This window comes from Micromonospora sp. NPDC047756, assembly GCF_055587245.1.
In genome coordinates, this window is record NZ_JBVJGQ010000002.1 from 663,242 (window position 1) to 688,966 (window position 25,725).

Sequence of the window (25,725 nt, forward strand, 5' to 3'; positions counted from 1 at the left end):
CGTTCGCCTGGTCGGCCGGACCACCACGTGCCGCACCCGCGAGCCGCGGTCGCTGTGTCACGGCGAGTCGGCGCTGTCGAGTCGACGGCGCAGCTCGGCGATCTCCACCGGATTGTCGTCGGTGAGCTGGCGCAACGCCCGCAGCCAGGTGTCCCGGGCCGCCTCGACGTCACCCGCGTCGTGCAGAACGTCGCCCAGCCGGGTCGACGTCTCGGCCACGCCCCACCGGTCATCCGACTGCTCGTAGAGCTCCAGCGCCCTCCGATAGCAGGCGCCTGCCTCGTCGGAGTCACCCCGCTGATGGTGGACGTAGCCGAGGCTGTCCCAGGTCTTGGCCGCCCCGGTCAGGTTGCCAACCTCCTCGTGCAACGCGAGGGCGCGCTGGCAGTGGTCGGCGGCCCGATGATGGTCGCCGAGACGGGCGTGATCCCAGCCGATGGCGTTGAGGGCCTTCGCCCGCCCGACCAGGTGGCCGACCTCGCCGAAGAGGGCGAGGGCCCGCTCGTCGCACTCCAGCGCCTCCCGGTGCTGGCCCTGCCCCTCGTACACCCAGCCCAGGTAGAGCGCGACGTACGCCTCGCCGGCCCGGTCGCCAAGCCGCCCGAACAGCTCGCCGGCGCACCGAAGGTGGTCCAGCCCGTCGGCCAGCTCGCCGAGCTGGTGCAGCGCCAGGCCGAGATCGCGGTGGCCGTGTGCCTCCCCGACGAGGTCACCCACCCGCGCCGCCGCGGTCACCGCGGTGCGCTGGGCCGCGGCCAGATCCGACCATCGCGACAGCCTGCTGAGGTAGGTGGTGACGGCCCAGGCCAGCCGCCAGGCGTGACCGTCCAGGCCGGATTCGGCGGCCTGGTCGATGGCGGCGAGAAGCACGGGCCGTTCGGCGTCGAGCCACTGCTGTGCCTGCTCGCTGTCGGTGAACGACGCGACGGCCGTCCCGGCGGTCGGCGGCGGCAGGTCGATGCGGTCCCGATGCGGCTCGATCGTCAGCGCGGCAGCGTGAGCCGTGTGCAGCCAGTGGTCGTGCAGCCGGCGCACCGCGGGTGCCCGGTCGTTGTCGTCCAGCAGCTCGCCGGCGTACGCCCGCAGCAGGTCGTGGCACGCGTGGCGATCCGGGCCGGTGAGGTCCACCAGGTGGGCCCCGAGCAGTTCGTCGAGCGGTTCACGCACCTGCGCAACGGGCAGCCCGACGAGGCTGGCCACCGCCGGCAGGCTGACGTCCGGGCCGGCGTAGAGCGTGAGAAGGCGGAACAGCGTGGCCGCCGGCGCGCTGAGCGCCCGATAGGACGCGGCGATGACCGACCGCACGTCGGCGACGGCGTCGCGGTCGGCCAGGGCGTCCAACCCAAGGTGTTGATCGGTGAGTTCGTCGGCCAGGTCCTGGAGCGACAGGGCCGGGTTCGTGGCGGCCCGGGCCGCCACGATCGAGAGGGCGAGCGGCAGGCCGGCGCAGGCGGAGACGATGCTGGCCGCCGCGTCCGCCTCGGTCGAGAGCCGGTCCGGGCCGAGCCGGCCGGCGAGGAGGTCAAGGGCCTCGTTCCGGCTCAGGCAGCCGAGTAGCAGCGGACGGATCCCTTCGGTCGCGACCAGGCCCGACATCTGATTCCGGCTGGTCACCAGGACCGCGCAACTGGCCGAGCCCGGCAGCAGCGGGCGGACCTGATCGGGGTCCCGGGCGTCGTCGAGCATGATCAGCATCCGTCGGTCGGCCACCAGGCTCCGGTACAACCCGATCTGGGAGTCGAGGTCCGCCGGCACGGCGTCCGGCGCGACGTCGAGCGCGTCCAGAATCGCGCGTACCGCGCCGGCCGGGCTCATCGGCGGTTCGGTGGGATGAAAGCCGCTGAGGTTGACGAAGAGCTGACCGTCCGGGTACCGGTCGAGGTGGTCGGCTGCCCAGTGCAGCGCGAGCCAGGTCTTGCCGATCCCGCCGGTGCCGCTCACCGCCACCGCGGTAGCGGTCGTTTCCCCGTACGGCAGCAGGGCCGCGTCGAGCTGCGCCAGATCCTCGGACCGGCCGGTGAACGACCCGGACGGCATCGGCAGTTGTCGGGGGACCGGTGAGCCGGCCGGGGGCGGGTCCGCCGCGACATCCGGCGTCAGGATCGACCGGTGCAGCTGTTGAAGATGGGGGCTCGGCTCCACACCGAGTTCCTCGACCAGCAGGTCCCGAAAACGCCGGTAGTGTTCCAGCGCCTCGGCCGAGCGGCCGGCGCCGGAGAGCGCGAGCATCATCTGGCCGGCCAGGCGCTCGTTCAACGGTTGCCCCGACCCGAGCCGCGACAGGTCCGCCAGCACCTCGTCGTGGTGGCCGACCCGCAGCGCCGCATCGACGCGTTCGAGCTCCGCTGTGAGCTTCTCCTGCTCCAGATCCGTCCGCACGCTGTCGAGCCAGAATGCGTCCAGCCCGGAGAACGGGTCACCGCGCCAGAGACCGAGCGCCCTGTCGAACAGGGCGAGGCGGTCGTCCTCGGACCGTTCGGCGCGGGCCCTGTCCCGCAGATGGCGGAAGCGGTGCAGGTCCACCGCCAGCTCGTCGGCGGCCAGCAGATAGCCGCCGGACCGGCGAGTGATCGCCGCGTCGGAGACGTCGGCCAGACTGCGGCGCAAGCGGTACAGATAGCCGTAGAGGGTGTCCCGGGCGCGTTGCGGTGGGCTGTCGCCCCAGACCCGGTCGATGAGCTGGTCGACGGAGACGGCCCGATTGACGTCGACGAGCAGCGCGGCCAGGACGCATTGCTGTCGGGCGTGCCCGAGCGCGACCGGGCGGTCGTCGACGGTCGCCACGACGTCCCCGAGCAAGCCGAATCGCACCGCCACCCGCGTCTCCTCCCCGAGGCCCCGTCAATGCCTTACCCCGGTGGGACCAGCGGATACCAGATCCGTCCCAGACCGACCCCAGACCCGACGCCGATAGTCGGTCGGGACAGCCCAGGACGGGCTGGAAACGAGATGGAGGGCAACGACATGGGATGGCTGAAACGACCGCTCGTCGTCACCGCGACGACCGCGGCGGTCCTGCTGGGCACGGGCGGCATCGCCCACGCCGGAACCGACCGGGTGGCCACGATGTCCGGCGCGAAGGTGACGTTCACCAGTTACGGTGACTCGTTCTCGGTCTGCGACACCTCGACCGACGGGTTGAACGTCTACAACGAGTACAAGTACATCCGCAAGGACGGCAGTCTCCAGCACGACATCGAGTACAACGGCCTCGGTAGCGGGACCTGCGCCTCGTACGACCACAACTTCGGTGAGGGCCGCAGCGTCACCTTCCGTGCCTGCGCCGACATGCCGGGAATCATCCCGGACCCCTGCAGCAACTGGGTGGTGGGTGTCGCATGAGGACGGTCGGGAAGCTCAGTGTGGTAGCCGTCGCCGCGACGGCGACGATTCTCGCGACCGGAACCAGCGCGTACGCCGGGACCGACGCGTCGTCCTCGGTGACCGGCTCGTCGTCGCGGTTCATCAGTTACGGAGACAAGTTCGAGAACTGCGACACGTCCTCGGACGGTCTGATCTCGTACGTGGCCTTCGAGTACGTCCGCATCGACGGGTCCCTGCAGACCGGCTCGCACTACAACCCGGGAAGCAGCGGCGACTGCTCGCAGTGGGACCACAACTTCGGCGAGGGACGCACCGTCCGCTTCCGCTCCTGCGTGGACCAGCCCGCCTGGGCCACCGACACCTGTGACCGGTGGCGCAGCGGCGTCGCCTAGCGTCGGGTGACCTGGTCGCCGACCACGGCGACAGGTCACTGCCCCGCGCGAAGGACGCTCAACGGCCCGTCCCCGACCGATGCCTGGTCGGGGGCGGGCGGGCGTAAATCGATCATCCTGGGCGTTATGCTGCGGGACCGGGCAGCCGGGGGAGAGGTGGTCGATCATGACGCAGTCGCAGTCGCAGTCGCAGCCGGAGGTAGCCCTGCAACCGGACAGGCCGAACGCGGCGCGGATGTTCGACTACTACCTCGGCGGGAAGGACAACTTCGCCGCCGACCGGGCCGCCGCCGAGATGGTGTTGCAGGTGGCGCCGTGGATGCCCGAGGCTGCCCGGCAGGGCCGTGACCTGATCGCCCGGACGGTCCGGCACCTCGTGCAGGAGCGGGGCATCCGACAGATCATCGACCTCGGGTCCGGGCTGCCGACCCGGGACAACGTCCACGAGATCGCGCACCGCGTCGACCCGGACGTGCGGGTCGTCTACGTCGATAACGATCCGGTGGTCTGCGCGCACGGCCGCGCCTTGCTCGCCGGCTCGCCGTCGGTGTCGGTGGTCCAGGCCGACCTGCGCGATCCCCAGCAGGTGCTCGACCACCCGGAGATCAGCGCCGCGGTCGACCTCGGTAGCCCGGTCGCGGTGCTGATGATGTTCGTGCTGCACCTGGTACCCGACGAGCAGAACCCGCAGCGGATCGTGGCCACCTATCGCGACGCGCTCGCCCCCGGCAGCTACCTGGCGCTGTCGCACGCCAGCACCGACACGCACCCCGACCTGATGGCCCGGATCTCCGCTATCTACGCGCGAGCGAACAGCCCCTTCGTGCCGCGGAACCACGCGGACATCTCCCGGTTCTTCGGCGATTTCGTCCTGGAGTCGCCCGGCCTGGTCAACATGTGGCCGTACGCCGAACCGCCGGCCACCGAGGACCCACAGGTCGCCCGCACCGGCTACAGCGGCGTCGGCCGCAAGCCGTAAGCCGGCCTGCGCCACTCGGCCGAACTACCGCTGCGGCCTGGTCCACTCGGATGCCCAGCGCCGCCCCACCACCAGATCTTGGACAGTTTCCGTTACGGCGTAACGGAAACTGTCCAAGATCTGCTCGGGCCCTGGGCGAGAACGCCTCCACCGTGTTTCGGGGTCTCTTGCCAGCCGCGCCGGTGGTTACACTCCGCTGGGTAGGTGACTACGTTCAGGCAGTTCTTGCCGGGTGATCTGACGAAGCGTTCTACGTCGGGCAGCGGTGTGAGTAGTTGTGGGGGAACCAGCATGGCCGACTTGCCAAGCCCGCTCGCCGCGTTCATCGTCGCCGAGATTCGCCGCGCCCGAGGAGCCTCCGGGATGACCCAGGATGCCTTCGGCCGGGCCGCGGGCTTCAGCGCCTCCCACGTCAGCGCCGTGGAGAGCGAGACGCGGGCCCTGACGATGGACTTCATCAAGGGCGCCGACCGGGCGTTCAAGAACGGCGGCCTGTTCGAGCGCATGGTGGGAAAGCTCGGTGCCCCGTCGTGGTTCCTGCCGTGGCTGGACGCCGAACGCACGGCGACGCAGCTCAGGTGCTTCCAGCCGAGCCTCGTTCCGGGCCTGCTCCAGACGGAGAGCTACGGCCGCGCCGTCATCCGCTGCAACGACACCTTGAGCGACGACGAGGTCGAGAAGCGGCTTGCCCACCGGATGGACCGGCAGGAGACCCTCACGAAGGCGAACGCCCCGCACTTCGTCGCGGTCATCGCCGAGGCTGTGCTCCGCCGCACCAGCGCGGACTTCCACGACACCATGGCGGGGCAGATCAAGCAGTTGGCCACCCTCGCGGAGCGACCAAACGTCAGCATTCACCTGTTGCCCGACGACGTCATCATGCACGTCGGCCTGACCGGGCCGTTCAGCCTGGCCCGGTTGCCCGTCCACAAGTGGGTGGCCGAGATGGAGAACCAACTCGGCGGCGTCGTCATCGACCGCGACGACGATGTGGATACCCTCATGTCCCGGTGGGAGATGGTTCGCAGCGAGGCGCTACCCCGCCGGCAGTCGCTGGATCTGATGAAGGAAGTGGTGACGTCATGGACCTGATCGACGCTACGTGGCGCAAGTCCACCCGCAGCGGCTCCGGCGGCGGCAACTGCGTCGAGGTCGCGGACGACCAGCCCGGCATCGTTGGCGTGCGGGACTCGAAGGACCCCGAGGGGCCGGCGCTCGTCTTCGGGCCGGTGGCCTGGCGGGCGTTCGTCACCGAGGTAGCCCGGCGGTCGTAACCCTCAGCACGCACGGAAGCGCCCGCCCCCAATGCGAGGGGACGGGCGCTTCGCCGTGCACGGGTCGGTCAGCTGACCACCGACCGCAGCGGCACCTTCGCGTCGCGCAGGGCGCGTACCAGATCCCTCGCGAACGGGTGTTCGTCCACCTGGAGCCCTCGCGGGTTCGGGATCACGACGTACGCCGAGCCGTTCTTCTCGGACGCCTGCGCGTCGGTGCTGAAGCGTTCGACGATCGCCCGGGTGCGGGGCAGGTCGCCGGCCGCCACCTGGATGGTGATCGGCCGCCATCCGCCGCCGAGGTCCGGCGTCACCGGCGCGGCGGCGGCGCTGGCGCGCGCCTCGCCGACGCCGGCCGGTCGCCGCGCGTCGGGCGCGGTGGTCGCCGGGTAGAGCAGCGTGTTGGCGACCAGGTGCAGGCCATTTTCGTTGTACGCGCGGAAGAGCGGATTGAACGCGAACAGCACCGCCCGACCGGCGCCGGTCGGTTCGTCGACGACGGCCGCCGTGCCCTTCAGCGTGTCCGCGCCGACGGTGAAGCCGTTTGCCCAGAAGGTGTCGCCAGTCGGGTAGGTGAGCACGTTCGTCCCGGTGGTGCTTGGGGTGAGGATCGGGTCGCTGTTGTTGAACTCGAAGTCCTCCGCCGGGCGACCCAGCGCCACCGGGCTGTCCTGGTCGACGTCGACGCGCAGGTGCGAGCCGATCACCAGGTAGTCAGCGGGCTTCGTCTTCTCGGTGGTCGAGGTGAGCCCGGCGGCGCGGGCGATGCGGGTGCCCTCGTTGCGCAGCCCGAGGTAGGTGTGGCCCTGGCCGATCCAGTCACGCAGGTTGGCCTGCCCGGTGGCGGTCAGACCGCCGGTGGCGCTGCTGCCGTCCGGCACCACCAGCACGGTACGCCCGGTGAACGCCTCGGTGTTGTCGTTGATGTCGGCCGTGGTGACCGGAGTGAGGTCGAGCCCCCACCGCTTGCCGAGCACGTAGCGGGCCTCGCCGTGCGAACCGGAGGTGGTGGAGATGCCGGTGCCCTGGAACAGCCCCACGTCGGGCAGATCGAGGCGGGTGCCGGACGGCCGACCACCCGGGGTGAGGGTGACACCCAGCCTCGTGGCCGACTCGTCCACGGTCCGGCTCACCCTGGTGGCCGGGATGGCGACCCTGCTGGTCGTGAGATCCCGGACCAGGGGTACGCCACGGCCGAGCAGGGTGAAGGTGAACTCCGCGGCGGCGGCCGAATCCAGCGGGTACGTGTACGAGCCCCAGGGCCACGCCGCACCGGTGCGACCGCCGGAGACCTTGCGCACCAGTTCGGCCTTCGGCCGGACGGTGTCTCCGGTGTAGATGGTGTTGATGCCCATCAGCAGCGGGTTGCTCCAGGACGACACGTCGTAGAAGTACGGGAACGGGACGTACGGGTCCTCGCCCATGACGGCCTGGATCCAGTGCTTCTGCGGCTGGTCCATCGGAATCCAGTACGCGCCCTTGGGCACTGTCACGTTCGTGGCGCTGCGCCCGCCGAAGACCCGCGCGGTGGGCACCCGGGTCGCCTTCTGCACCTCGTACACCTCGACGTCCATCCGGCGTAGCCGCTCGACGAGTTGGCGGACGTCGGCGAGCTGCCGGTCGGGCAGCAGGAAGTACGAGCGGATGGTGAGGTCCGGCACCGGGAACTGCACCTCGTTGGTGGGCTGCACCACCTCGTTCGGCTCCAGTGTGCCCGCCCTGCCCTGGGCGAGCGCGTCGGTCCAGATGTCGAAGTAGCCGTCCAGCACCTCGCGCTTGTTCGCGGCGGCCCAGCCGAGCGTCGACCACTGGGTGTGGAACTGCTGCTGGACCCGGTCGGCCACCGCCGACGCGCTACCCTTCTCGTACGTCATGCCGGCCGCGCCGAAGCCGGTGGTCGGCACGGTGTCGCCGTAGCCCATGAAGAACATGTCGTACGTGTCGTAGTTGAAGTAGCACTCGGTGGTAACGGTGTCGTCGCAGGCCCCGTTGAAGCCGAAGCCGGCCTTGTTGGCCTCGCCGATGCGGTTGATCCAGTCCACCGCCTCGCCGGCGATCTCGTGGTGGATCGGATCGGCGTTGGGCGGGAAGAAGTACTGCCGGCCGCCCATCTCGTGGGCGTCGATGAACACCTGCGGCGGGTAGCGGCGCAGCAGCTCGAGCTTGCCGTCGGTCTCCTGTTGGGTGCGGGCGAACCAGTCCCGGTTCAGGTCGAAGCCAAACTCGTTCTGCCGGCGGGTCGCGTCACGGCCGTCCGGGTTCTGGGTGGGGACGATGATGGTGACCAGGTTGTCGTTGCGCCGGGCGACATCGCAGGACAGGCCCGCGGCCAACTCGTACAGCGTCTTGAGCGCCGCGTCGGCGCCGCTCTTCTCTCCGCCGTGCACGTTCGCGGTGACCCAGACGATGGCCGGGCTGTCCTTCGCCGTCCGGGCGGCCGTCTGGACGCTGGTCCGGCGTGGGTCGCGCAGGTCCCGGATGTCGTCGGCGATCTCGCGAAGCGCGGCGGGCCGCACGTGACGCTCGTTGGACACCACCGCGTACGGCAACGGCTGGCCGAGCACACTGGTGGTCATCACGCCGGTCACGACCCGGTTCGAGGCGCGATCGACCGCCCCGAGGTAGGTCCGGACCTCGTCGTTGGTGACGACCCGCTCCTGTCCCGCGCCGAGCGGGAAGCCGAGCACGGCGTCCGGGCTGGGCACTGTGGTCAGCCGGGCGGTCGGGTCGCTGCTGCAGGGGGTCGGCCGGGGCGCGCTCGCGGCTGCCGGGCCGCTGAGCAGGGGAGCCGTACCGAGCAGGAGCGCGATCGTGGCGGCGCTGGCCAGCCGCTTCGCAGGGAGGGTCCAGAACGGACGCGACGATGGGACCATCTCTCGGGTTCCCTTCCTGGGGGAAAGCCTCGCAGTGGCCGGAGCCTATGGACGGGCGGACGCGACGGTCAAGCTCTGATCGACTCCGGTGACTGCGCGGGCTGCCGATGGTCACGCCGGCTGGCAGGATGACGCAGTGGGGTTGGCCTTCGCCGGAAGGAGAAGACGTTGCCCGCGTCTCAGGAGACGATCACGTTGTCGGTCTGTCCGGATCTTCCCTCTGCCGATGCTCGACGTTCTCTGGGGTCCTGGCTTCGCGCCGAGGACCGGCTGCGTGAGGGTGTGACCACTGCGCCCGCCGCGGCCGCCACCGACGTGCTGGTGGTCGCCGTCCACGATGGCGGTGCCCTCATGGTGCTGGTGCAGGCGATCGCCGGCTGGTTGACCCACCGCCGCGACGACGTGACGGTGCGGCTCACCCGTGCGGACGGCTGGTCGGCCGAGTTGGACGTGCGCGGTGCTCGTGACATGGATCAGGTGACGGCGCTCATCGCGAGCGCGGTGCGTGCTCCGGCCGATCACCGGCCGAGGGTCGAGACGAACGACCGCTGAGCCGCTTCGACCTGACCAGGTCGACCGGCTGCCCGCACCCAACAGTCGTCGATGCGTCAATCGCCTCGACGATGACCGATATCGATCGCCGCACCGTGACCCGATCCCGCGCTCCGAAGTGGATCGATGTCGGGTTCTCGACCCAGCGCTACCGCCCGAATCCCCTTGCCCGGACAGTGCACTGCGCCGGAGGAGGTGGGGACGTTGGGGCAACCGACGGGCGAGACCGTCATGATCCGGGACTGGTTCAGCGTGCCGCGGGTGTCCGCCGAGAACCGGGCGGCGGTCTACGGGGCACGGACCCAGGATCCGCGGGTGGAGTTCGTCGCGCTGACCGTACGGTACTGGGTGGACGCGCACGCCACCCGCTCGATGACCCGCGACCGGGTGTTGCAGGCGATGACCGGCCGGATCTCCGCCGACAACGTCTGGGACCTGGTCGCGATGCTGACGAGGCTCGGGCTGACCGAGGAGTTCTTCGACCTGGCGGCCTCCGACGTCGACGCGGACGGCGCGTTCCGCCGGTTCCTGCTCGGCCTCGACCCGGCGCTGCTCGACGCGATGCGCCACTACGCGGCCTGGAACGGCATCAATCCGAAGCTGTTCCTCGACGGCTTCCTGGTGGGCGTCGGGGAGTCGTTGGCGACCGTGGTGGTCGACCTCGGCAAACTCGTGCAGCTCGTCGGTCGGCTCCAGCAGGAGCAGTTCACCACTCTGATCGTGCTCACCGTGGACCCCCGGGCCGGCCTGCGACGCCTAGCCGAGCAGGCCACCGTCGTCCGCGAGGCGCTGGCCGGCGTCGTGGCCGCGCTGGACCCGAGCACAGTGCCCGAGCGGCTGCTGACGCTCTGGCGCGGCTGGGCGACGGAATTCGGGCGGCACCTGGAGGACCTCGACCCGTTCGCCGCCGGCCGGCTGCTCGGCCGGATCGCCGGCGACCTGTTCCAGGTGCTGACCGGCCTGGTCCACCTGGTCCGGCTACTCGGTGGCGTGGCGGTGCGCGCCGCGATCCGGTACGTGCCGCTGCTGATCGTGGGCGCCCGGGAGGCCGCCGCCGAGGTCCGTCTCCTGACCACCCAGATCGCCGCGCTGCTCGTCGCGATCGGCCGGGCGGCACTGCTCGCCACGCCGCAGGTGGGCCTGGCGGTGCTGCGTACCCTGTTCCCCCCGAAGGTGCTCGACGCGTTGTTCCGGCAGGGCCGGGCGCTGCTCGTCGACGCCGAGTTGACCCTGACGGTGTTCAACCAGGCCGCACACGCCGAGGCGTTCGCCGGGGCGGGTGCGGGCGCCCGGCTCAGCGCGCTGATCAGCGCCGACGGCAAGCCGGTCCTGATGGCGTGCATGTCGGAGACCGTGTCGTCGGCCGGTCGTTCGGCCACCCGGGCGGAACTGAACCAGGCGCTCGACGAGATCATCAAGCGGGTCGAGGACCTGCGCGAGCTCAAACCCCCCAAGACCCCCCGCGACATTCGGGCCGCCGCGGTGCGGGCTGCCATCGCCCGTCAGCTCGAGCAGCGCCTGACCACCGTGTTCAACCGGGCGTTGCAGACCGCCGCGTACGAGGAGTTCCGCGCGTTGCGCAAGGCCGGGCAGGCGCAGCCCTGGCGGCTCGGCCAACAGGTACACCGGCGGATGGCGGCCGAGACCGCCCAGTTGGTCGCCCGCTCACCGGGATTGCAGCCGTTCGCGGAGAAGTCGCTGGCCACCGTCGTCGAGGCGGTCCGCGCGGCCAACCCGGAGCTGGCCGCGGCCCTGCGTGGCTCCGACGCGGTGCTCCGGCAGACGGTCGCCCAGCTCCTGCTCAGCCACCCGGACCGGGACCTGCTGCTGCGTCTCGTCGGGTTCACCAGGAGCCCGGCTGCGGCCGGCGCGGAGAAGGCGTTGGCCACCCACCTCGCCGAGCGGTTCGGCTGGAAGGCGTCCACCACCGTCGGTGAGCTTCGCAGCGACCTGCTGTTGGTCGATGCGGAGGCGGCCCGGGTCACCAACGTGGACTGGACCGCGTCGACGAAGCTGGAGCGCTTCGAGAAGACGTGGGGCACGGTCGCCGACGACCTCGGCGAGGCGTTCGACGGTCGCTGGGAGGCGATCGCGGACGCCTACCGGCGGGCCAGCAAGGGCGGGGTGCCGGCTGAGGTCGTCGCCGGCCTGGAGGAGCTGACGGCGCACGCGGTGCGGGAGACCGTCGTCCGACAGGCCGCCCTGAGTCAGTTGTTTCCCGGGTTCTTCGTCACCTCGCACGAGATGACCTACCAGGGTCTGCACGCTCTCTACCAACTGCCACTCTAGAAGGAGCACCGATGGGTGAAGTCGTCGTCGCCGAGGCGGACCTGGCGACGCTGGGGTTCAGTACCGCGCACTCCGACCGCTACGTCTACTCCAACTACTTCGTGCCGGTCCAGCTCACCTTCGACGACGGGCAGACGCCCCTGCTGCCCTTCTACGTCAAGCAGGCGTTGATCGAGGCGATGCGGTATGGCGGGCTGTCCCAGGACCGGCTGCCGCACCTGCTCAAGGAACTCGGTCTGTCGGGGCTGTGGAAGGCCAACGACATGGACGCCGCCGACGCGGCGCTGCCGGGGCAGGACTCCGGCATGATCTACCGGGAGCCGCCGGCTCGGCGTCAGAGCATCCTCGGTGACCAGGAGGCGGAGTTCGTCGCCGGTCTGCTCCAGTCCGACGTGGGCATCGCGTTCCTCGACCGGACCCGGATCCGGCCGGTGGGCTTCGCGCTCGGCGAGCACGTCTACGCGCTGGCGCTCGCGCCCGGCGAGGAGGCGGTGCTGGAGCAGCGCACCTACACCAAGCGTGAGCTGACCCTGGAGGAGCAGGCCGAGACCGAGAGGCAGACGGACGTCGAGCTGACCAGCGCGCTCACCACGGAACTGCAGGAGGGCTTCGAGCGGCAGAAGTCGCTCACCGACACCTGGGGGCTCAACGCCAGCCACACCGGCCAGTACACCAGCCCGACCGGCGTCTGGGGCACCTTCAACGCCAGCCACACGATCGGCTACACGCGCAGCGTGACGGCGGCCAGCCAGGAGACCAGCCGCCGCGCGGTGAAGGACAGTCAGACCGCCACCTCCAAGGTCGCCGCCCGCTACCGCACCCAGCACAAGACCGACTTCAAGTTGGTGAGCGAGACCGGCATGGAGTCGACCTCGAAGCGGACCGTCCGCAATCCCAACCGGGTGACGCCGATCACGCTGCACTACTTCAAGGTGCTGCAACGCCTGGAGCTGGCCCACGAACGCTACGGCGCCCGGGTGTGCTGGGCGCCGACGGTGAAGGACCCGGCGCTGGCGTTCGCCAAGAAGATCACCGACGGGCGCCAGCGGATCAGAGACAACGCTCTCGCCGCGCTGCCCACCATGCCGGTCAAGCCGGTGCGCCCGGCACCCGGCGTGCCGGCCGCCGTGGAGACCCGCACCATCCACTCCCCGGTGGTCACGCTCGACAAGTGGGGCTTCACCGGCGACATGAGCGCCGACTACGACATCGACGTCACCTTCGACAGCGGGTGGGAGTGGGACGGCGACATCGAGAGCATCCGGCAGAGCCTCAACCTGATCACCCGTCGGCCGCCGTCGGGCATCGCGGCTCGGGTGGTCGGCGTTCCGGTGGTCACCGACGCCAACGGTCAGCCCGCGCTGCGGGTGCGCATCCACGTCGGCGCGGCCAGCTGGCTCGCCGGTCCCGGCGCCGACGTGCAGCTCGCCGCCACGTTCCGGCGTACCCCGACACTGGTCGACCAGAATGCCGACGACGCCGCGTACAACGCGCTGGTGGCGGGCTATCTCACGGATCTGCAGGACTGGCAGGACACCCGCGACGCGGTGCTGGCGGCGGCCGAGGAGGCCGGGGACGAGTTCGAGGCGCGGCTGCGCGGCGGCTACTCACCGGTCAACGAGATGGTCTCGCAGATCGTCGAGGCGCACTTCCCGGCCAGTGTGCGGGACGAGGCGTGGGAGATCGACTTCTGGCACCGGGTCTTCGACTGGGAGCGCGCCTCGTTCGTGTCGTACCCCGGCTGGTGGTCGGCCGGTGACGCCCGTGCCCCCGAGCGCGACCCGAGTGACTTCCTCAACGCCAGCTGGGCCAAGCTCTACCTCCCGGTGCGGGCCGGTATGGAGCTTGCCGCGCTGCGGTGGATCTTCGGCAAGGCGGTGGCGACCCGGCTCGCGCCGGCGGTGGAGGAGCAACTGGCCGCGTTCGTCGACGAACTGGCCGCGTTCCGCACCAGTCACCTCGGCACCGGCGACGAGATGCCCGACCTGAGCAGCGAGTGCCAGGAGGTGCCGGAGCGGGTCTACTGCCTTGCCAAGTGGGCCGAGCTGATGCCCACCGACGGCACTCACCTGGAGGTCGTGCAGGGTGCGACGACCGCGGCCGACGCGGTCACCAGCAGGGAGATCACGGACGCGGAGGCGCTGCGGGCGGCACTGCTCGACGGCGAGGTGCAGACCAACCGGCTCAAGACCAGGGCGTACGACCAGATGACCGGGGCCGCCGACGTCGACATCCACCTCGGCACGTCGGGTAACAGCAGCCCGACGGCGTGACGCAGTGCCGGCCCGCCACCAGCCGACGAATCGGCCGGCGGCGGGCCGGATGGATCGGGTACGGCTACCAGGTCGTCAGACCGAGGCCGATCGTCTTGGTCAGCGTGGCGTTGTCGTCGTCGCCGTCGAGCGACCAGATCATGGCGCCGCCCAGGCCGGCCCGTCGGATGTAGAGCGTTTTCTGCAGCACGACAGCCGGGTCGTCGTACGTCCACAATGTCGTACCGTCGAAGAGCCAGGCGTGCCCGGCGCGCAGGTCGCGGTGCACGGTGTAGCCGTTGCCGGCCAGGGTCTTGAGGTTCTTGTAGTCCTCGTAGCCGGCCTCGAAGGTGGCCGGCGCTGGCCCGGTGGCCGGCTGGAACAGACCGTTGCCGCCGCCGGTGATGCCGGTCCAGCCGCGACCGTAGTAGGGGATGCCGAGCACCAGCTTGTCGCGCGGCGCTCCTCGGGCGATCCACCCGTCGATGGCAACCTCGACGGAGAAGTCCGGGTTGTCCGGGGCGCCCGCCGGGACGCGCAGCGCCGACTGCTGGTTGGCCCGTGCGTCCCAGCCGCCGTGGAAGTCGTACCCCTGCACGGTGGCGAAGTCCAGGTACTTGAAGATCTTGCGGCCTTCGTAACCGGCGTCCATGGTGGCCGGGCTGGCCGGCAGGAACGCGGTCAGCGGGTGGTGCGCGCGGGTCGTGCGCCCGTACGCGTCGAGCTGCCGGCGGAACTCGGCGAGCAGCTTGGTGAAGTTCTCCCGGTCCTCGGGGCGGATGACGTTGCCGGGCTCACCGTCCGAGCCGGGCCACTCCCAGTCGAGGTCGATGCCGTCGAAGACGCCGGCCCCGGCACCGGCGGTGGTGCCCGGCAGGTTGCCCTTGAGGTAGAGGTCGATGCAGGACGTGACGAACGCCTTGCGGGACGCGTCGGTGGCGGCCGCGTTCGAGAAGTACGTCGACCAGCTCCAGCCGCCCAGCGAGATCAGCACCTGCAGCTTGGGGTGCTTGGCCTTCAACTTGGCGAGTTGGCCGAAGTTGCCGTTGAGCGCCTGGCCCGGGGCGTCCGCGACACCGTCGACGCTCTCCTCGGCGGGGACGGGGCGCTGGTAGTCGGCCCAGGCGTCGCCCTCACCCGGCCCACCGTCGACGTAGCAGCGACCGTCCTCAGTGACGTTTCCGAAGGCGTAGTTGAGGTGGGTGAGGCGGCTCGCCGCCCCGGAGGTTTCGAGCTTCTTGACCGGGAAGGCCCGGCCGTAGATGCCCCACTGGGTGAAGTAGCCGACCCGGTGGTAGCCGGCGCGTTCCGGTTTGCCGCCCGCGTTCGCGGCGGTCGGTGGGGCGGCGGTGATCAGCAGGGTCGTCAGAGCGACGACGGCGGCGAGACGGCGGTGACGGAATGGTCGCATCGGCACACTCCCACGAGACATCAAACAGAATTAGTTAAGAGACTTATCTGATTGATGAAGTTAAGCCGGTCACCGTCTGCGGTCAAGAGGCGTCCGTCCGCACGGGGGATTGTGAAGGCGTTACCCGGTGGTAACGATGTTGTGCCATGGACTCCGCCCTGACACTGATCGGACTACCCGTCGCCCTCGGCATCATCATGCTCGGTCTGGGTCTCGGACTCACCATGGCGGACTTCCGCCGGGTGGCCCAGCACCCGCGGGCCGCCGTCATCGCCCTGGTCTGCCAGGTGCTCGTGCTGCCAGCGATCTGCTTCTGCCTCGTCCTCGCGTTCGACCTGGCACCCGAACTGGCCGTCGGCATGATGCTGCTCGCCGCGTCACCGGGCGGCACCACCGCCAACCTCTACAGCCACCTGTTCGGCGGGCACGTGGCCCTGAACATCACCCTGACCGCCATCAACTCGGTGCTCGCCGTGTTCACCCTGCCGATCCTGGTCAACCTGTCGGCGGCGTACTTCCTGCCCGACGGCAGGAGCATCGGCCTGCAGTTCGACAAGGTGCTCCAGGTCTTCGCCATCGTGCTCGTCCCGGTCGCGATCGGCATGCTCATCCGGGCGCGGGTGCCGCAGGTGGCCGAGCGGCTGAACCGCCCGGTCCGGATCTTCTCCGTCGTCGTACTCGTCGCGGTGATCGCCGGCGCGGTGCTCGGCGACCGGGAGAACATCGCCGACTACTTCGTCTCGGTCGGCCTGGCCGTGCTCGCCTTCAACCTGCTCAGCCTCGCCATCGGGTACGGGGTGCCGCGCCTCGCCGGTGTCGACCGGAGCGCCGCGACGGCCGCCGGTTTCGAGATCGGCATCCACAACAGCACCCTGGCCATCACGATCGCGCTCAGCCCGGCGCTGCTCAACAGCACCCAGATGGCGATCCCCGGAGCCGTCTACGGCATCGTCATGTTCTTCACCGCGGCGGCCTTCGGTTACCTGGTGAACCGCGCCGGCGCCCGGTCCGCCCCCGCCCTGACGCCCTGACGGCCGGCGCCCTGTCGCCCCGACGGCAGCCGTCGAGGCGACAGAGCGGACCGCAACGGTCAGCCGACCTGGTTGTTGTCCTTCTGCTCGCCCCACCCGTGCCAGCGGTCGATCTCGATCAGAGCGCTGACCCGGGCGCGTTCCCGGCGCGGGTACGCGTTGCCCGTGTAGTGCTTCGACAACCGGTCGATGTCCGCCAGGCCCTCGTCGGCGCGCAGTTCGATGACGTGCCCGATGATGCTGACGTGGGTGTACCAACCAGCCTCGTCGAGCACGGTCAGCGACACCCGGGGGTCGTTGCGGACGTGCTCCAACCGGCGGCGGCTCTCGTCCATGTTCACCAGGATCCGGCCGTCCTCCCACAGGTACCAGGTGGCGGCGGACACCGGCTGACCACCATTGCGAAGTGTGGTCATCACTGCCGGGTTCGGCTTCCGGAGCATGGCGATCGCGGCCTCGGGAAGCGGTGGCTTGGACATGAAGTCTCCTCGTCGCGACAACGTTTACCCCTGCACGTTACGCAGCAGACGCCCCGATCGCTCTGAGAACGGGATCAACGGGGTGGTCCTGGCCGGTGGGCCCGGGAGCAGTGACAACTCGATTGCGCGAGGTCGATACGTCGGGAAGCATCGCCGGGCACCACGCGGAGAGGTGATCATGACACGGACATTCCTGAAGCCCGACGACGTACGCGACCTGGTGGTGGACCAGTTCGGCACCGACCGCAGACTTGTCGATCTGGTCCGGCTGACCGGTGGCAGCAAGAAGGGCGTCTACCGGCTCAGACTGGACGACCAGGCGACAGTGATTCTCTACGTCTGGGCGGCCGACGAGAACTACTGGCCCCCGGGGCCGGCCGTCCCCGACGACCCGTTCACCGACGCGTCGGGCGCCGAACTGTTCGCCGTCAACCACGCCGCCCTCACCGCGGCGGACGTGCGGACGCCACGGCTGCTGATGCTCGACCGCGACGGCCGCTACCACCCAGCCGACCTCGCGGTGGTCGAGGACGTCGGTGGGGTGACGCTCGAAACCCTCCTGGAACAGGACCCGGCCGCGGCCGCGACGCCGCTGTCCACCCTCGGTGCCACCCTGCGTCGCATGCACACCACCCGGGGGTCCGAGTACGGCAGACTCGCCGCCATCGCGCACGACGCGGCACCCCAGGTGCGCAGCGCGGCGGACATCATCCAGGACCGAGCGCTCGGGCACCTCGACGCCGTGGCGGCCCGCGACACCCGGCTCGCCGACGCCCACGATCGAATCGCCGACCATGTCCGCCACCTGCGCCGAGCGATCAGCAACCGCAAGGAGTACGGGCTGGTGCACGGCGAACTCGGACCCGACCACGTGCTCGTCACGCCCTCCGGCGAACCCGTGATGGTCGACATCGAAGGGCTAACGTTCTTCGACGTGGAGTGGGAGCATGCCTGGCTGCAGATGCGCTTCGGTGACGCGTACCCCGCGCTGCGCCCGGTCGCGCTCGACCCCGACCGTCTGGAGTTCTACCGGTATGCCCAGGTCCTGTCGCTGATCGAAGGCCCCCTTCGGATCGCGGACAACGACTTCCCGAACCGCAGGTGGATGCTGGACCTGGCCGAGTGGAACATCGCGAAGGCCCTGGCGGCGATCTGACGTCTGGCGGTACCGCCGTCAGGGCGCAGTTCGTCGCCGGGAAGGATGTGGTCATGAGCATCCCCGCACTGCCCAGGCGTGTCGTCGTCACCGGCGCCACCGGAAAGCTCGGCCGCGCCGTCGTCGCCCACCTCCGGGCCGCGGGTGTCGACGTGCTGGCGGTGGACCGCGCCGGCGGTCGGGACCCCCGCGACGTGGACGGCGAATTCCTCCTGGTCGACCTGACCGACTACGGGCAGGTGGTGGAGGCGTTCACCGGAGGCGCCGACGAGCACGCGGGCGGCGTCGACGCGGTCGTGCACCTGGCGGCGGTCCCGGCCCCCGGTCTGATGTCGAACGCGACGACGTTCGCGAACAACTCCGCCGCCACGTACAACGTGTTCGCCGCCGCCCGCGCGGCCGGGATCAAGCGGGTCGTCTGGGCGTCCAGCGAGACGGTGCTCGGGCTGCCGTTCGACACACCGCCGCCGTACGCGCCGGTCGACGAGGAGTACGCGCCGCGCCCCGAGTCGACGTACTCGTTGAACAAGGCACTTGAGGAGGAGATGGCCCGGCACTTCTGTCGCTGGGACCCGGAGCTGGTCATGGTGGGTCTGCGCTTCTCCAACGTGATGGACGTCGAGGACTACCCGCCGTTCCCCTCGTTCGACGCCGACCCGCAGCTGCGCCGGTGGAACCTGTGGGGCTACATCGACGCCCGCGACGGGGCCCAGGCGGTCGAGCGCGCGCTCGCGCACGACCAGCCCGGAGCCGACGTCTTCGTCATCGCCAACGCCGACACCGTCATGAGCCGGTCCAGCGCCAGCCTGATGGCCGAGGTCTACCCGGGCGTCGAGATCCGCAAGGAGTTGGGTGAGCACGAGACCCTGCTCAGCATCGATAAGGCCCGCCGGGTGCTGGGCTACGAGCCGCGGCACTCATGGCGAGACCACGTGGACGGCCGGGGCCGCTGACTCCCCGACGGCGTACGCCCGGGGCATCCGGGAGAAGTCGTCCGCGCCGTGGCCGGCGTTGATCGCCCGCAGGGCCGCCGCGTGGGCCGCCCGCACCGTGCCGACGTCGAGGTCGTGCTCCTCGGCGGCCTCGACGATGTGGGCCATGCTGGCGGCGGCCGAGGCGATGGCGGAGACGTCGGCGGTGTGCTCGTCCGTGACCAGCCGATGGGCCATGTCGTCGACCAGGTCCGGTAGCAGTTCCGCGATGCCCCTGGCGTACGGAGCGAGGGCGGTCGGGCTGATGTGCTCGGCCTGGGCCAGTGCGAAGGCGTGGGCGACACCGCTCATCGCCGACCAGAAGAGGTCGAGCAGCGCGATGTCGTGGGCGGCGGCTCGGCCGGGCTCCGGTCCGAGCCAGTCGGCGGATCCGCCGATGTTCGCCAGGGTCGGCCGGTGTCTCTGCCAGACGTCCTCGGGGCCGCTGTAGAGCACGAGCGCGTCAGATCCGCCGATGGTGGGGGCGGGGGTCATGATCGCGCCGTCGAGGTAGTCGACACCGTGCGATCCCGCCCACTCGCTCATGGTCCGAGCGCGACTTGGCGTGTCGGCCGTGAGGTTCACCAGGGTGCGACCTTTCAAAGCGTCGGCGGCCGGTTCGACGATCTCGCGCACCGCCGCGTCGTCGATGACGCAGGTGAGCGTCAGCGGGCTGGCTCGGATCGCCTCGTCCACGGTCGTCGCCCGCCGTGCCCCGCGAGCCACGAGTGGGTCGGCCCGTGCCGCCGTCCGGTTCCAGACGGTGGTGGGGTGCCCGGCGGCCAGCAGCGCGGCCGCAAGCGCCTGACCCATCGGCCCGAGTCCGAGGACGGTGACCGGGGGACGGACGTGATCGGACATGGAGATGCTCCTCAAGAGACGGGACGGACTGACGCCGGAACGGTTGTTCGACGGGCCGATCCCATCCTTCGTCCGCCCTGTGGGAGGCAGCAAGTACTTACTATTTCCTCAGGTACCTACCTTTTGGTGAGCGGAGGGGCCATGAAGAAGCGCACCTACACGTGTGGTCTCGATGCGGCGGTGGACATGGTGGGTGGTAAGTGGAAGGCACTGATCCTGTGGGAACTGCACCAGGGCCCTCGCCGCTTCGCCGAGGTGCGGCGAGGGATCACCGGGATCAGCGAGAAGATGCTGATCGAGCAGCTACGTGACATGGAGGCGTACGGACTGGTGCACCGGGAGGTCTACCACCAGGTGCCGCCGAAGGTCGAATACTCGCTGACCGGTTTCGGTCAGTCCCTGAACGACGCCCTGATCCCACTCGGCGACTGGGGTGAGCGGCACCTGGCGACGATCGAGGCCATCCCGCGGGATTGACGACGCCCCGCGAGGTCAGCGCGCCGCCTGGTAGGCGCGACCGACGGCGGTGGCGGTGCTGCCGGTGCGGAACAGGCCGGTCTGGTCCTTGTCGGTGGCGGGCAGGCCGAACCACGCGTACCGCTGCAGCCAGGACAGCCCACCCAGCATCTTCGTCGCTGCGGTGAGGAACGCCGCCTGCTGTGCCTGGGTGGGGAAACGGACGCCGTTGGAGAAGTCGATCAGGGCGAACTCGGTGAGCCAGACCGGCAGGTCGTACCGGTCGTGCACGGCCTGGAGGTACGACTTGAGCTGGTTGACCGCGTTGGCCGTGGTGAAGTCCCCGCCGTACCAGTGCAGGGCGATGAAGTCGACCCGGTAGCCGCGCTGCTTGGCCCCGGCCATGAACCGGTCGAGCCACTCGCCCGGCCGGTCGCCGCCCCAGGCCACCGCCGGGCTGCCCAGCGGCAGGCCGGTGGCCTGCAACTGCGGCCACAGCTCAAGCGCCTGCTCGACGGTCATCTCGGCCTGACCCTTCAGGTCCGGCTCGTTGAAGCCGAGCAGGTAACGGCCGTTCTGCTTGGCCTGTTGCAGATTGCTCGCGGTGACGCTCTTCGCTCCCCAGATCATCGGGACGAACTCGGTGCCCTGCGGGCTGGTGACGCCCTGGTGCTTCACGTCCCAGGTGTAGTACCAACTCGCCCCGGAGCTGGCCAACGCCTGGTTGACGCCGTCGAAGGTCCACACGCCGACGCCTTTGCGCTTGGAGGTCACCGCGGTGGCCGCCGGGGCGACCGGACGCCGGGTTGTCGGCTTCGCCGCCGGCGTCGACGGGGGAGCCGTCCCCGTCGGGCTCGCCGTGGCGGCGGGCGTGGTCGCGGCGGGTGTGCCCGGCAGCGGGCTGGCGGACGGTGGCGCGTCGAGCGCCTGCGTCGCCGCCGGGGCGGGCGTCGGCCCGGTCGGCTGCACCACGACGATCACACCCGTCACCAGTACGGCGACCGCGGCGGCCGCCAGGAGCGGCCACAGCAGCCGCCGCGCGCCGATCGGGAGGCGGCCGAGCACCCCGCGTGGGGGCTCCGCGTGGACGCCCCGATTTCCCCTTGCGGCGTCCGCTGCACCCTGGCCGGTTGCGCGCATCGTCTCGACTCCCTCGTGTGTGGTCGCAGCACTGTTCCATGCCGCGCTGGCGGGGGAACCCGCCAACTCCTCACCTCAGGAGACTCGCCAGCCCTACCCGGATAACAGTTTCGTCGTCGGCGCGGCACCGAATGCACGTGGTCCGGGCCGTCCGACCGCAACCGCTGGCTCAATGGACTGACGGTACCCGGAGATCGAGCAACGCTGGTAGGTTCTGGGCCCCCTTGGTCAGTGTCTGCAACGGAGATCGCATGCCGCCCGCTCGATCGATGTTCCTGGCCAGTCGGCGGCATGTCGTCAGGGCTGCGATCATCGCGGTCGCCGGGGGCATGGGTGCGGTGTACGTGCTGCGCAACGTCGGACCACCGGCTGACAAGGCTGACGTGGTGTGGCAGGTCGACCTGGGTTTGTTCTCGGCCATGCTGACGGCGGTGACCATCGTGTTCGCGGTCACGATCACGCCGCAGACCCGGTGGCCGTCCTTCAGTGACCTGATGCGGGCGATGGCCGCAACGTCCTGGCTGGCGACGGCCACCGTCGGGATCACGTGTGCGGCGGCGGGCGACATCTGGTCGCACTCGGGTCTCGCGGCAGTCGGGGCGGTGCTCACGGTCGTGCAGCTCGGCTTCGGGCTTGACTCGCTGTGGGTCCTGATGCGGTTCCGGTCGGCGGCGGGACGCCGGAGGATTCTGATCAGGCTGGCCACCCGGCGACTGCATCGGGCGGCGGCTGACGGCACGCCGACGATGGAGCACCACGAGTTGACCGACCTGAACGACGAGATCGAATATTCGATCGATCGCGGTGACGTGGCCGAGATCGCAGCGCGGGTCACCGAGATCGTGGACGGATGCCCGGACGATCGGACCGCCGATCAGGCACGCTACCGGCTGGCTCTGCTCACCCACCTGCTGGAGCGGCTGGGTCGGTCGGTGCTGTTCGAGTCGCTTACCGGCGACGCGGCTCGCGCGGCGGTGCCGCCGTTGGTGCGCGGTGTGCTGCAGACCAGCTGGCGGCTCAGCGAGCTGACGTTCCCGAATCGGACCGCCACCGAGCGGGACGAGGTGGCTGCCGCAGTGGCCCTCGGGCAGGTGTGCCGCGTGATCGCGTGGCTGCAGCAGTGCGCTCAGGAGCGTCTGCAGACCGACCCGGGCGACCCGGGGAGCCGCCAGATCGGAATTGCGCTGAGCCAAGGTCGGCAGCGGATCGTGCAATTCGTCGACCCGGACCCGCCTGGCCTGTTCCGGGCACCGAACGACCCCTGGCCGTACGGGTTCAGTGATCCTCGCGCCGCCATGCTGTGGTTGTCGACCCTGTGCGAGTTCGGCGGCAGCCAGGCCGGGGTTGGGCTCTACATCCTCTGCGAGGTGCTGACGGGCGAGAAGTTCTTTGGCAACTACTGGGACGACGCCTGCGTTTTCAGCGAGATCGAGCGGCGGGTCGGGCCGTTCGGGGAGCATTCGGCCACGGCGAGCGCCCTCGTCGCCGGGTGTGGCGGCCTGGGTACCGTCAGCCTCGACCTGGCCGCCACCGTGATCGCGGGGCTTCGCAACCGCAACTTCGTCCCGCCCGCGGGCTGGGAATCCGATGCGAACTACTCGACCGACAAGCGTTATCTGCGCAGCCAGTTGACGATGTTCGCCACCTACGACTGCCTCGCCGATGAGGACGCCGCGCTCGACTGGGTCGCCGACGCGCTGCTCAGCGCGCCGACGAGACGGTGCGTGGAGAATGTCGTCCAGGACGCGTACGTCCAGCACGCTGAGCCGAGCCGGATTCCCATCCGGTCCCTGGGTGAACGCCCTGGAGCGGTCGTCCTGGCCGCGCTGATCCGGCTGGCGCTGCACCGACCGCCGCAGGCCGAGGCGTTTCTGCGTCGGCTGCCGCCGCCCCTGTTGGGTGGGGCGCTGCAGCAGGCCCGGTTCAGCCTCCGTGCGTCCACCCCGGCGGAGCCCGTGGCCGCCATCTGGACGGCGAGCGCTCGGCGGCTGCTGCCCTCGCGACCGGAGCAGGAGAGGGAGCTGATGAGCATCGTCGTGGAGGTGCTGGCCCGTGACTGACGACAGGGATACGCGGTGGGTGGAAGCCACGAACGCGGTCGAGGCGGCCGAGACGGTCTGGATCGTCCAACTGGCGGATCGTTGGCTCGTCGACCCGGCGACCGCCGGTGTCCGGGACGCCTTGGACCTGGCACTGTTCCGGCGGCTGCTGAGAGCCCCACGGGGCATCGCGATCCGCCGGCTCTTGCACTACGACCCGCCGAGCGACCTTGGCGGCGAAGTCGGGTACGAACGGGCCAAGCTCGAGCATGAGGACTGGGTAGCCAGGGTGCGGCGGCAACTGGCCTACGTCGGCGCGGCTGGAAGCATGAACCGCAACGACCCACCGGACTGTGACTACCTGATCCGGCTTGTCATCCTTCCGAGGGCGGGACGACAGGCGACCGTTACCCCACCGGACGGGATCTGGATCGACTCTGCACCACCGGACCAGGTGCTCGAAGCGTGGGCCGCCGACGGCTTGATCGTGCTCGACCCGCACGAGATGAACGTCGTCGGGCCGTACAGCGACCGCAACCCGCTGTGGGTGGGCATCATGACGTGACCAGCAGTGGTCACAACTTCGGGACGACCGGTTGCGGAAACTGGGCCGCCCATGACTTCAGCACTGCGGCGGCCTGGTCGTGAAGCGGGCCCTCTGCGGTCTCGACGCGCAGGGTGCGCTGGGTGGATTCGACGGTCAGTTCGCGGTAGAGCTGAAGGTCCTCGAATCCGTAGGTGCCGACATCGTGACTCGAAGCGCCGCAGACGAGCCGTGGAATCTGCGCCCAGTAGCAGGCGACCAGGCACATCGGGCACGGCTCACTGCTGGCGTACATGGTGGCGTCGGGCATCAGGTGGCGCTGAAGCTTCCTGCCGGCCCCACGGAGGGCCATGACCTCGGCGTGCGCGGTCGGGTCCCGTGATTCGACCACGCTGCTGGTGCCTTCGGCGATGACCGTCGTGCCGATGACGACGATGGCGCCGAATGGGGTCTTCCCCTCGTCTTCGAGTGCGTATCGCGAGATCTCGATCGCCCGGCTGAGGAACTCCGAGTCGGTCGGGCTGAGGCTTGCCGGCATCGTCGTATCCTTCGCGGGTTGTTCGGTGTCCGGTCAGCGTTGACGCTCACACGGGGGTGTCGCAAGGCAGGTGCGTCGGTAATAGCACAGGACCCGCCGACAGTGGTCCCACGCCCGGGACGGCACGACGCGCGACGGTCTGGTCAGCGCCGAAGGGTCGCGGACGGCGGCTCACCGAACCGACTCCGATACTCGGTCGCGAACCGGCCGAGGTGGAGGAAGCCGTGCTGGAGCGCGACCGTGGTCACGGATGTGCCCGGCGCGGCCGAGCGGAGCGTGCGGTGGGCCGCGTCGAGGCGGCAGGCCCGCAGGTACGCGGTCGGGGTGGTCCGCAGCTCGCGGCGGAAGCAGTCCTGCAAGCTGCGGACGCTCACCCGCAGCGCCTCCGCGATGTCACCGACGGTCAGCGCCTCGCTGTGGTGATCGGCGATCAGGGCGCAGGCGCGCCGGACGAGCCGCCCCGGGTTGGGGTGGTGGGCCGGCTCCGTCAGCAGGTCGGAGTGGCTGTGCCGGTGGGCGAGCAGCAGTTTTCCGATCAGCCCTTCCGCGAAACGGTCGGCGACCTGCGGATTGTCGAACAGGGACGCGTCGGCCGGCCGCGACAGCTCGTCGGCGAGGAACGTCACCCCGCGCGCCCACGCCTGCGCGGTCGGCGTGGTCATCACCATGCCGGCGTCGAGGCGGATCGGTTCGTCCACCGGGCGGCCCAGGAGGCGGGCGAGTTCCCGGTCGACGGCTCGCCGGTCGGCGTAGAAGATCCGGTGTGGTGACCCCTCGGACCAGCGCATGTCCGAGGAGTCGTACGGGGACAGCACCGAGGCGACGTCGGGAGTCGAGGTCACGGTCTGACCGGCGTGCCGGACCAGCGTGCTCCCGGCGGTGGGGATCTGGACGAGGTAGAACGTCTCCAGCGCGGGCGGTTGGATGCGCACCGCCTGCCCGTAGTCGAGGTCGATGATGCCGACCGCGCCCGCCCGGCGGGCCGCCATCCGCAGGTGGACGTTGCGTACGCCCGCCTCCGGGGTGAGCCGGTGCGGACAGAAGACCCGGCCCACCTCGGCGCGAGCCCGGTCGACGTCGTCCGTGCGGACCGTCACCGCGTCCATCCGACACCTCCGGGCGTCCTGATGCGCCGACCCTAAGGCGTGACCGGGCCGACACGGA

The 25,725-nt window shown here is 70.2% G+C and carries 22 protein-coding genes; 14 read left to right on the plus strand and 8 right to left on the minus strand.

The features are described 5' to 3' along the window. Positions 1 to 57: 57 nt before the first annotated feature. A complete protein-coding gene (locus tag ACZ6NZ_RS08060) occupies positions 58 to 2,817 on the minus strand; it encodes an AfsR/SARP family transcriptional regulator (protein WP_465856899.1) in 2,760 nt (919 codons plus the stop codon). 132 nt (positions 2,818 to 2,949) lie between these two features. On the opposite strand from ACZ6NZ_RS08060, the gene ACZ6NZ_RS08065 reads away from it, so the two are divergent. From ACZ6NZ_RS08065 to ACZ6NZ_RS08085, 5 genes are all read left to right on the plus strand, one after another. Then, positions 2,950 to 3,342 (plus strand): hypothetical protein, encoded by a 393-nt coding sequence (locus ACZ6NZ_RS08065; RefSeq protein WP_366609338.1) that lies wholly within the window; start codon positions 2,950 to 2,952, stop codon positions 3,340 to 3,342. Further along, entirely contained in the window at positions 3,339 to 3,716 is a 378-nt protein-coding gene (locus tag ACZ6NZ_RS08070; protein ID WP_366609339.1) for a hypothetical protein, read from the plus strand. The genes ACZ6NZ_RS08065 and ACZ6NZ_RS08070 overlap by 4 nt, the downstream gene beginning before the upstream one ends. A gap of 166 nt (positions 3,717 to 3,882) precedes the next feature. After that, the gene (locus ACZ6NZ_RS08075; RefSeq protein WP_465856902.1) at positions 3,883 to 4,695 is read left to right on the plus strand and encodes an SAM-dependent methyltransferase; all 813 of its coding nucleotides are present in this window, start codon (positions 3,883 to 3,885) and stop codon (positions 4,693 to 4,695) included. A 291-nt stretch (positions 4,696 to 4,986) separates the two neighbouring features. Then, a complete protein-coding gene (locus ACZ6NZ_RS08080) occupies positions 4,987 to 5,787 on the plus strand; it encodes a helix-turn-helix domain-containing protein (protein ID WP_465856904.1) in 801 nt (266 codons plus the stop codon). Next, positions 5,778 to 5,969 (plus strand): DUF397 domain-containing protein, encoded by a 192-nt coding sequence (locus tag ACZ6NZ_RS08085; protein ID WP_465856906.1) that lies wholly within the window; start codon positions 5,778 to 5,780, stop codon positions 5,967 to 5,969. Before ACZ6NZ_RS08080 ends, ACZ6NZ_RS08085 begins: the two co-directional genes overlap by 10 nt. Positions 5,970 to 6,037: 68 nt before the next feature. Here ACZ6NZ_RS08085 and ACZ6NZ_RS08090 read toward each other — a convergent pair whose 3' ends face one another. Beyond that, positions 6,038 to 8,842, minus strand: coding sequence for a M14 family zinc carboxypeptidase (locus ACZ6NZ_RS08090; RefSeq protein WP_465856908.1), 2,805 nt, complete (start codon positions 8,840 to 8,842; stop codon positions 6,038 to 6,040). A gap of 195 nt (positions 8,843 to 9,037) precedes the next feature. On the opposite strand from ACZ6NZ_RS08090, the gene ACZ6NZ_RS08095 reads away from it, so the two are divergent. The 3 genes from ACZ6NZ_RS08095 to ACZ6NZ_RS08105 all read left to right on the plus strand — a co-directional run bounded on the left by ACZ6NZ_RS08095 (position 9,038) and on the right by ACZ6NZ_RS08105 (position 13,956). After that, complete coding sequence (locus ACZ6NZ_RS08095; RefSeq protein ID WP_465857404.1) at positions 9,038 to 9,394, plus strand: effector-associated constant component EACC1; 357 nt, start codon at positions 9,038 to 9,040, stop codon at positions 9,392 to 9,394. A 195-nt stretch (positions 9,395 to 9,589) separates the two neighbouring features. Beyond that, entirely contained in the window at positions 9,590 to 11,683 is a 2,094-nt protein-coding gene (locus ACZ6NZ_RS08100) for a hypothetical protein (RefSeq protein ID WP_465856910.1), read from the plus strand. 11 nt (positions 11,684 to 11,694) lie between these two features. After that, positions 11,695 to 13,956: a hypothetical protein gene (locus ACZ6NZ_RS08105; RefSeq protein WP_465856912.1), complete on the plus strand. Its 2,262-nt coding sequence runs from the start codon at positions 11,695 to 11,697 to the stop codon at positions 13,954 to 13,956. 64 nt (positions 13,957 to 14,020) lie between these two features. Here the strand turns inward: ACZ6NZ_RS08105 and ACZ6NZ_RS08110 are convergent, their stop codons facing one another. After that, positions 14,021 to 15,346 (minus strand): glycoside hydrolase family 18 protein, encoded by a 1,326-nt coding sequence (locus tag ACZ6NZ_RS08110; protein WP_465856914.1) that lies wholly within the window; start codon positions 15,344 to 15,346, stop codon positions 14,021 to 14,023. A gap of 146 nt (positions 15,347 to 15,492) precedes the next feature. On the opposite strand from ACZ6NZ_RS08110, the gene ACZ6NZ_RS08115 reads away from it, so the two are divergent. Then, positions 15,493 to 16,377 (plus strand): bile acid:sodium symporter family protein, encoded by an 885-nt coding sequence (locus ACZ6NZ_RS08115; protein ID WP_366609350.1) that lies wholly within the window; start codon positions 15,493 to 15,495, stop codon positions 16,375 to 16,377. Between the two features lie 59 nt (positions 16,378 to 16,436). Here the strand turns inward: ACZ6NZ_RS08115 and ACZ6NZ_RS08120 are convergent, their stop codons facing one another. After that, a complete protein-coding gene (locus ACZ6NZ_RS08120) occupies positions 16,437 to 16,856 on the minus strand; it encodes a PPOX class F420-dependent oxidoreductase (protein ID WP_465856916.1) in 420 nt (139 codons plus the stop codon). A 178-nt stretch (positions 16,857 to 17,034) separates the two neighbouring features. Here ACZ6NZ_RS08120 and ACZ6NZ_RS08125 point away from each other — a divergent pair, with 178 nt between their 5' ends. Both ACZ6NZ_RS08125 and ACZ6NZ_RS08130 read left to right on the plus strand, forming a co-directional pair. Beyond that, positions 17,035 to 18,012: a phosphotransferase family protein gene (locus ACZ6NZ_RS08125; protein ID WP_465856918.1), complete on the plus strand. Its 978-nt coding sequence runs from the start codon at positions 17,035 to 17,037 to the stop codon at positions 18,010 to 18,012. A 53-nt stretch (positions 18,013 to 18,065) separates the two neighbouring features. After that, a complete protein-coding gene (locus tag ACZ6NZ_RS08130; protein WP_465856920.1) occupies positions 18,066 to 18,965 on the plus strand; it encodes an NAD-dependent epimerase/dehydratase family protein in 900 nt (299 codons plus the stop codon). On the opposite strand, the gene ACZ6NZ_RS08135 is transcribed toward ACZ6NZ_RS08130, so the two are convergent. Next, positions 18,930 to 19,844 carry an NAD(P)-dependent oxidoreductase gene (locus ACZ6NZ_RS08135; RefSeq protein WP_465856922.1) on the minus strand — a complete coding sequence of 305 codons (915 nt, stop codon included), beginning with the start codon at positions 19,842 to 19,844 and terminating at the stop codon, positions 18,930 to 18,932. The two genes, ACZ6NZ_RS08130 and ACZ6NZ_RS08135, sit on opposite strands and share 36 nt — an antisense overlap. Positions 19,845 to 19,985: 141 nt before the next feature. On the opposite strand from ACZ6NZ_RS08135, the gene ACZ6NZ_RS08140 reads away from it, so the two are divergent. Beyond that, positions 19,986 to 20,321 (plus strand): winged helix-turn-helix transcriptional regulator, encoded by a 336-nt coding sequence (locus tag ACZ6NZ_RS08140; protein ID WP_465856924.1) that lies wholly within the window; start codon positions 19,986 to 19,988, stop codon positions 20,319 to 20,321. Between the two features lie 15 nt (positions 20,322 to 20,336). On the opposite strand, the gene ACZ6NZ_RS08145 is transcribed toward ACZ6NZ_RS08140, so the two are convergent. After that, positions 20,337 to 21,365: a glycoside hydrolase family protein gene (locus ACZ6NZ_RS08145; RefSeq protein WP_465856926.1), complete on the minus strand. Its 1,029-nt coding sequence runs from the start codon at positions 21,363 to 21,365 to the stop codon at positions 20,337 to 20,339. Positions 21,366 to 21,691: 326 nt separating this feature from the next. Here ACZ6NZ_RS08145 and ACZ6NZ_RS08150 point away from each other — a divergent pair, with 326 nt between their 5' ends. Beyond that, positions 21,692 to 23,500, plus strand: a complete 1,809-nt coding sequence (locus ACZ6NZ_RS08150) for a hypothetical protein (protein WP_465856928.1) — start codon at positions 21,692 to 21,694, stop codon at positions 23,498 to 23,500. Continuing rightward, positions 23,493 to 24,044, plus strand: coding sequence for a hypothetical protein (locus ACZ6NZ_RS08155; RefSeq protein ID WP_465856929.1), 552 nt, complete (start codon positions 23,493 to 23,495; stop codon positions 24,042 to 24,044). The genes ACZ6NZ_RS08150 and ACZ6NZ_RS08155 overlap by 8 nt, the downstream gene beginning before the upstream one ends. Positions 24,045 to 24,054: 10 nt before the next feature. On the opposite strand, the gene ACZ6NZ_RS08160 is transcribed toward ACZ6NZ_RS08155, so the two are convergent. Continuing rightward, positions 24,055 to 24,561 carry a nucleoside deaminase gene (locus tag ACZ6NZ_RS08160; protein ID WP_465856931.1) on the minus strand — a complete coding sequence of 169 codons (507 nt, stop codon included), beginning with the start codon at positions 24,559 to 24,561 and terminating at the stop codon, positions 24,055 to 24,057. A 143-nt stretch (positions 24,562 to 24,704) separates the two neighbouring features. Next, positions 24,705 to 25,667: an AraC family transcriptional regulator gene (locus ACZ6NZ_RS08165; RefSeq protein WP_465856933.1), complete on the minus strand. Its 963-nt coding sequence runs from the start codon at positions 25,665 to 25,667 to the stop codon at positions 24,705 to 24,707. Between the last annotated feature and the right edge of the window lie 58 nt (positions 25,668 to 25,725).

What these genes read in the sequence shown, in the direction of transcription:
- ACZ6NZ_RS08065 (WP_366609338.1), top strand. Translation starts at nt 2,950, where the DNA reads ATGGAGGGCAACGACATGGGATGGCTGAAACGACCGCTCGTCGTCACC.
- ACZ6NZ_RS08070 (WP_366609339.1), top strand. Translation starts at nt 3,339, where the DNA reads ATGAGGACGGTCGGGAAGCTCAGTGTGGTAGCCGTCGCCGCGACGGCG.
- ACZ6NZ_RS08075 (WP_465856902.1), top strand. Translation starts at nt 3,883, where the DNA reads ATGACGCAGTCGCAGTCGCAGTCGCAGCCGGAGGTAGCCCTGCAACCG.
- ACZ6NZ_RS08080 (WP_465856904.1), top strand. Translation starts at nt 4,987, where the DNA reads ATGGCCGACTTGCCAAGCCCGCTCGCCGCGTTCATCGTCGCCGAGATT.
- ACZ6NZ_RS08085 (WP_465856906.1), top strand. Translation starts at nt 5,778, where the DNA reads ATGGACCTGATCGACGCTACGTGGCGCAAGTCCACCCGCAGCGGCTCC.
- ACZ6NZ_RS08090 (WP_465856908.1), bottom strand. Translation starts at nt 8,842, where the DNA reads ATGGTCCCATCGTCGCGTCCGTTCTGGACCCTCCCTGCGAAGCGGCTG.
- ACZ6NZ_RS08105 (WP_465856912.1), top strand. Translation starts at nt 11,695, where the DNA reads ATGGGTGAAGTCGTCGTCGCCGAGGCGGACCTGGCGACGCTGGGGTTC.
- ACZ6NZ_RS08110 (WP_465856914.1), bottom strand. Translation starts at nt 15,346, where the DNA reads ATGCGACCATTCCGTCACCGCCGTCTCGCCGCCGTCGTCGCTCTGACG.
- ACZ6NZ_RS08115 (WP_366609350.1), top strand. Translation starts at nt 15,493, where the DNA reads ATGGACTCCGCCCTGACACTGATCGGACTACCCGTCGCCCTCGGCATC.
- ACZ6NZ_RS08120 (WP_465856916.1), bottom strand. Translation starts at nt 16,856, where the DNA reads ATGTCCAAGCCACCGCTTCCCGAGGCCGCGATCGCCATGCTCCGGAAG.
- ACZ6NZ_RS08125 (WP_465856918.1), top strand. Translation starts at nt 17,035, where the DNA reads ATGACACGGACATTCCTGAAGCCCGACGACGTACGCGACCTGGTGGTG.
- ACZ6NZ_RS08130 (WP_465856920.1), top strand. Translation starts at nt 18,066, where the DNA reads ATGAGCATCCCCGCACTGCCCAGGCGTGTCGTCGTCACCGGCGCCACC.
- ACZ6NZ_RS08135 (WP_465856922.1), bottom strand. Translation starts at nt 19,844, where the DNA reads ATGTCCGATCACGTCCGTCCCCCGGTCACCGTCCTCGGACTCGGGCCG.
- ACZ6NZ_RS08140 (WP_465856924.1), top strand. Translation starts at nt 19,986, where the DNA reads ATGAAGAAGCGCACCTACACGTGTGGTCTCGATGCGGCGGTGGACATG.
- ACZ6NZ_RS08150 (WP_465856928.1), top strand. Translation starts at nt 21,692, where the DNA reads ATGCCGCCCGCTCGATCGATGTTCCTGGCCAGTCGGCGGCATGTCGTC.
- ACZ6NZ_RS08160 (WP_465856931.1), bottom strand. Translation starts at nt 24,561, where the DNA reads ATGCCGGCAAGCCTCAGCCCGACCGACTCGGAGTTCCTCAGCCGGGCG.
- ACZ6NZ_RS08165 (WP_465856933.1), bottom strand. Translation starts at nt 25,667, where the DNA reads ATGGACGCGGTGACGGTCCGCACGGACGACGTCGACCGGGCTCGCGCC.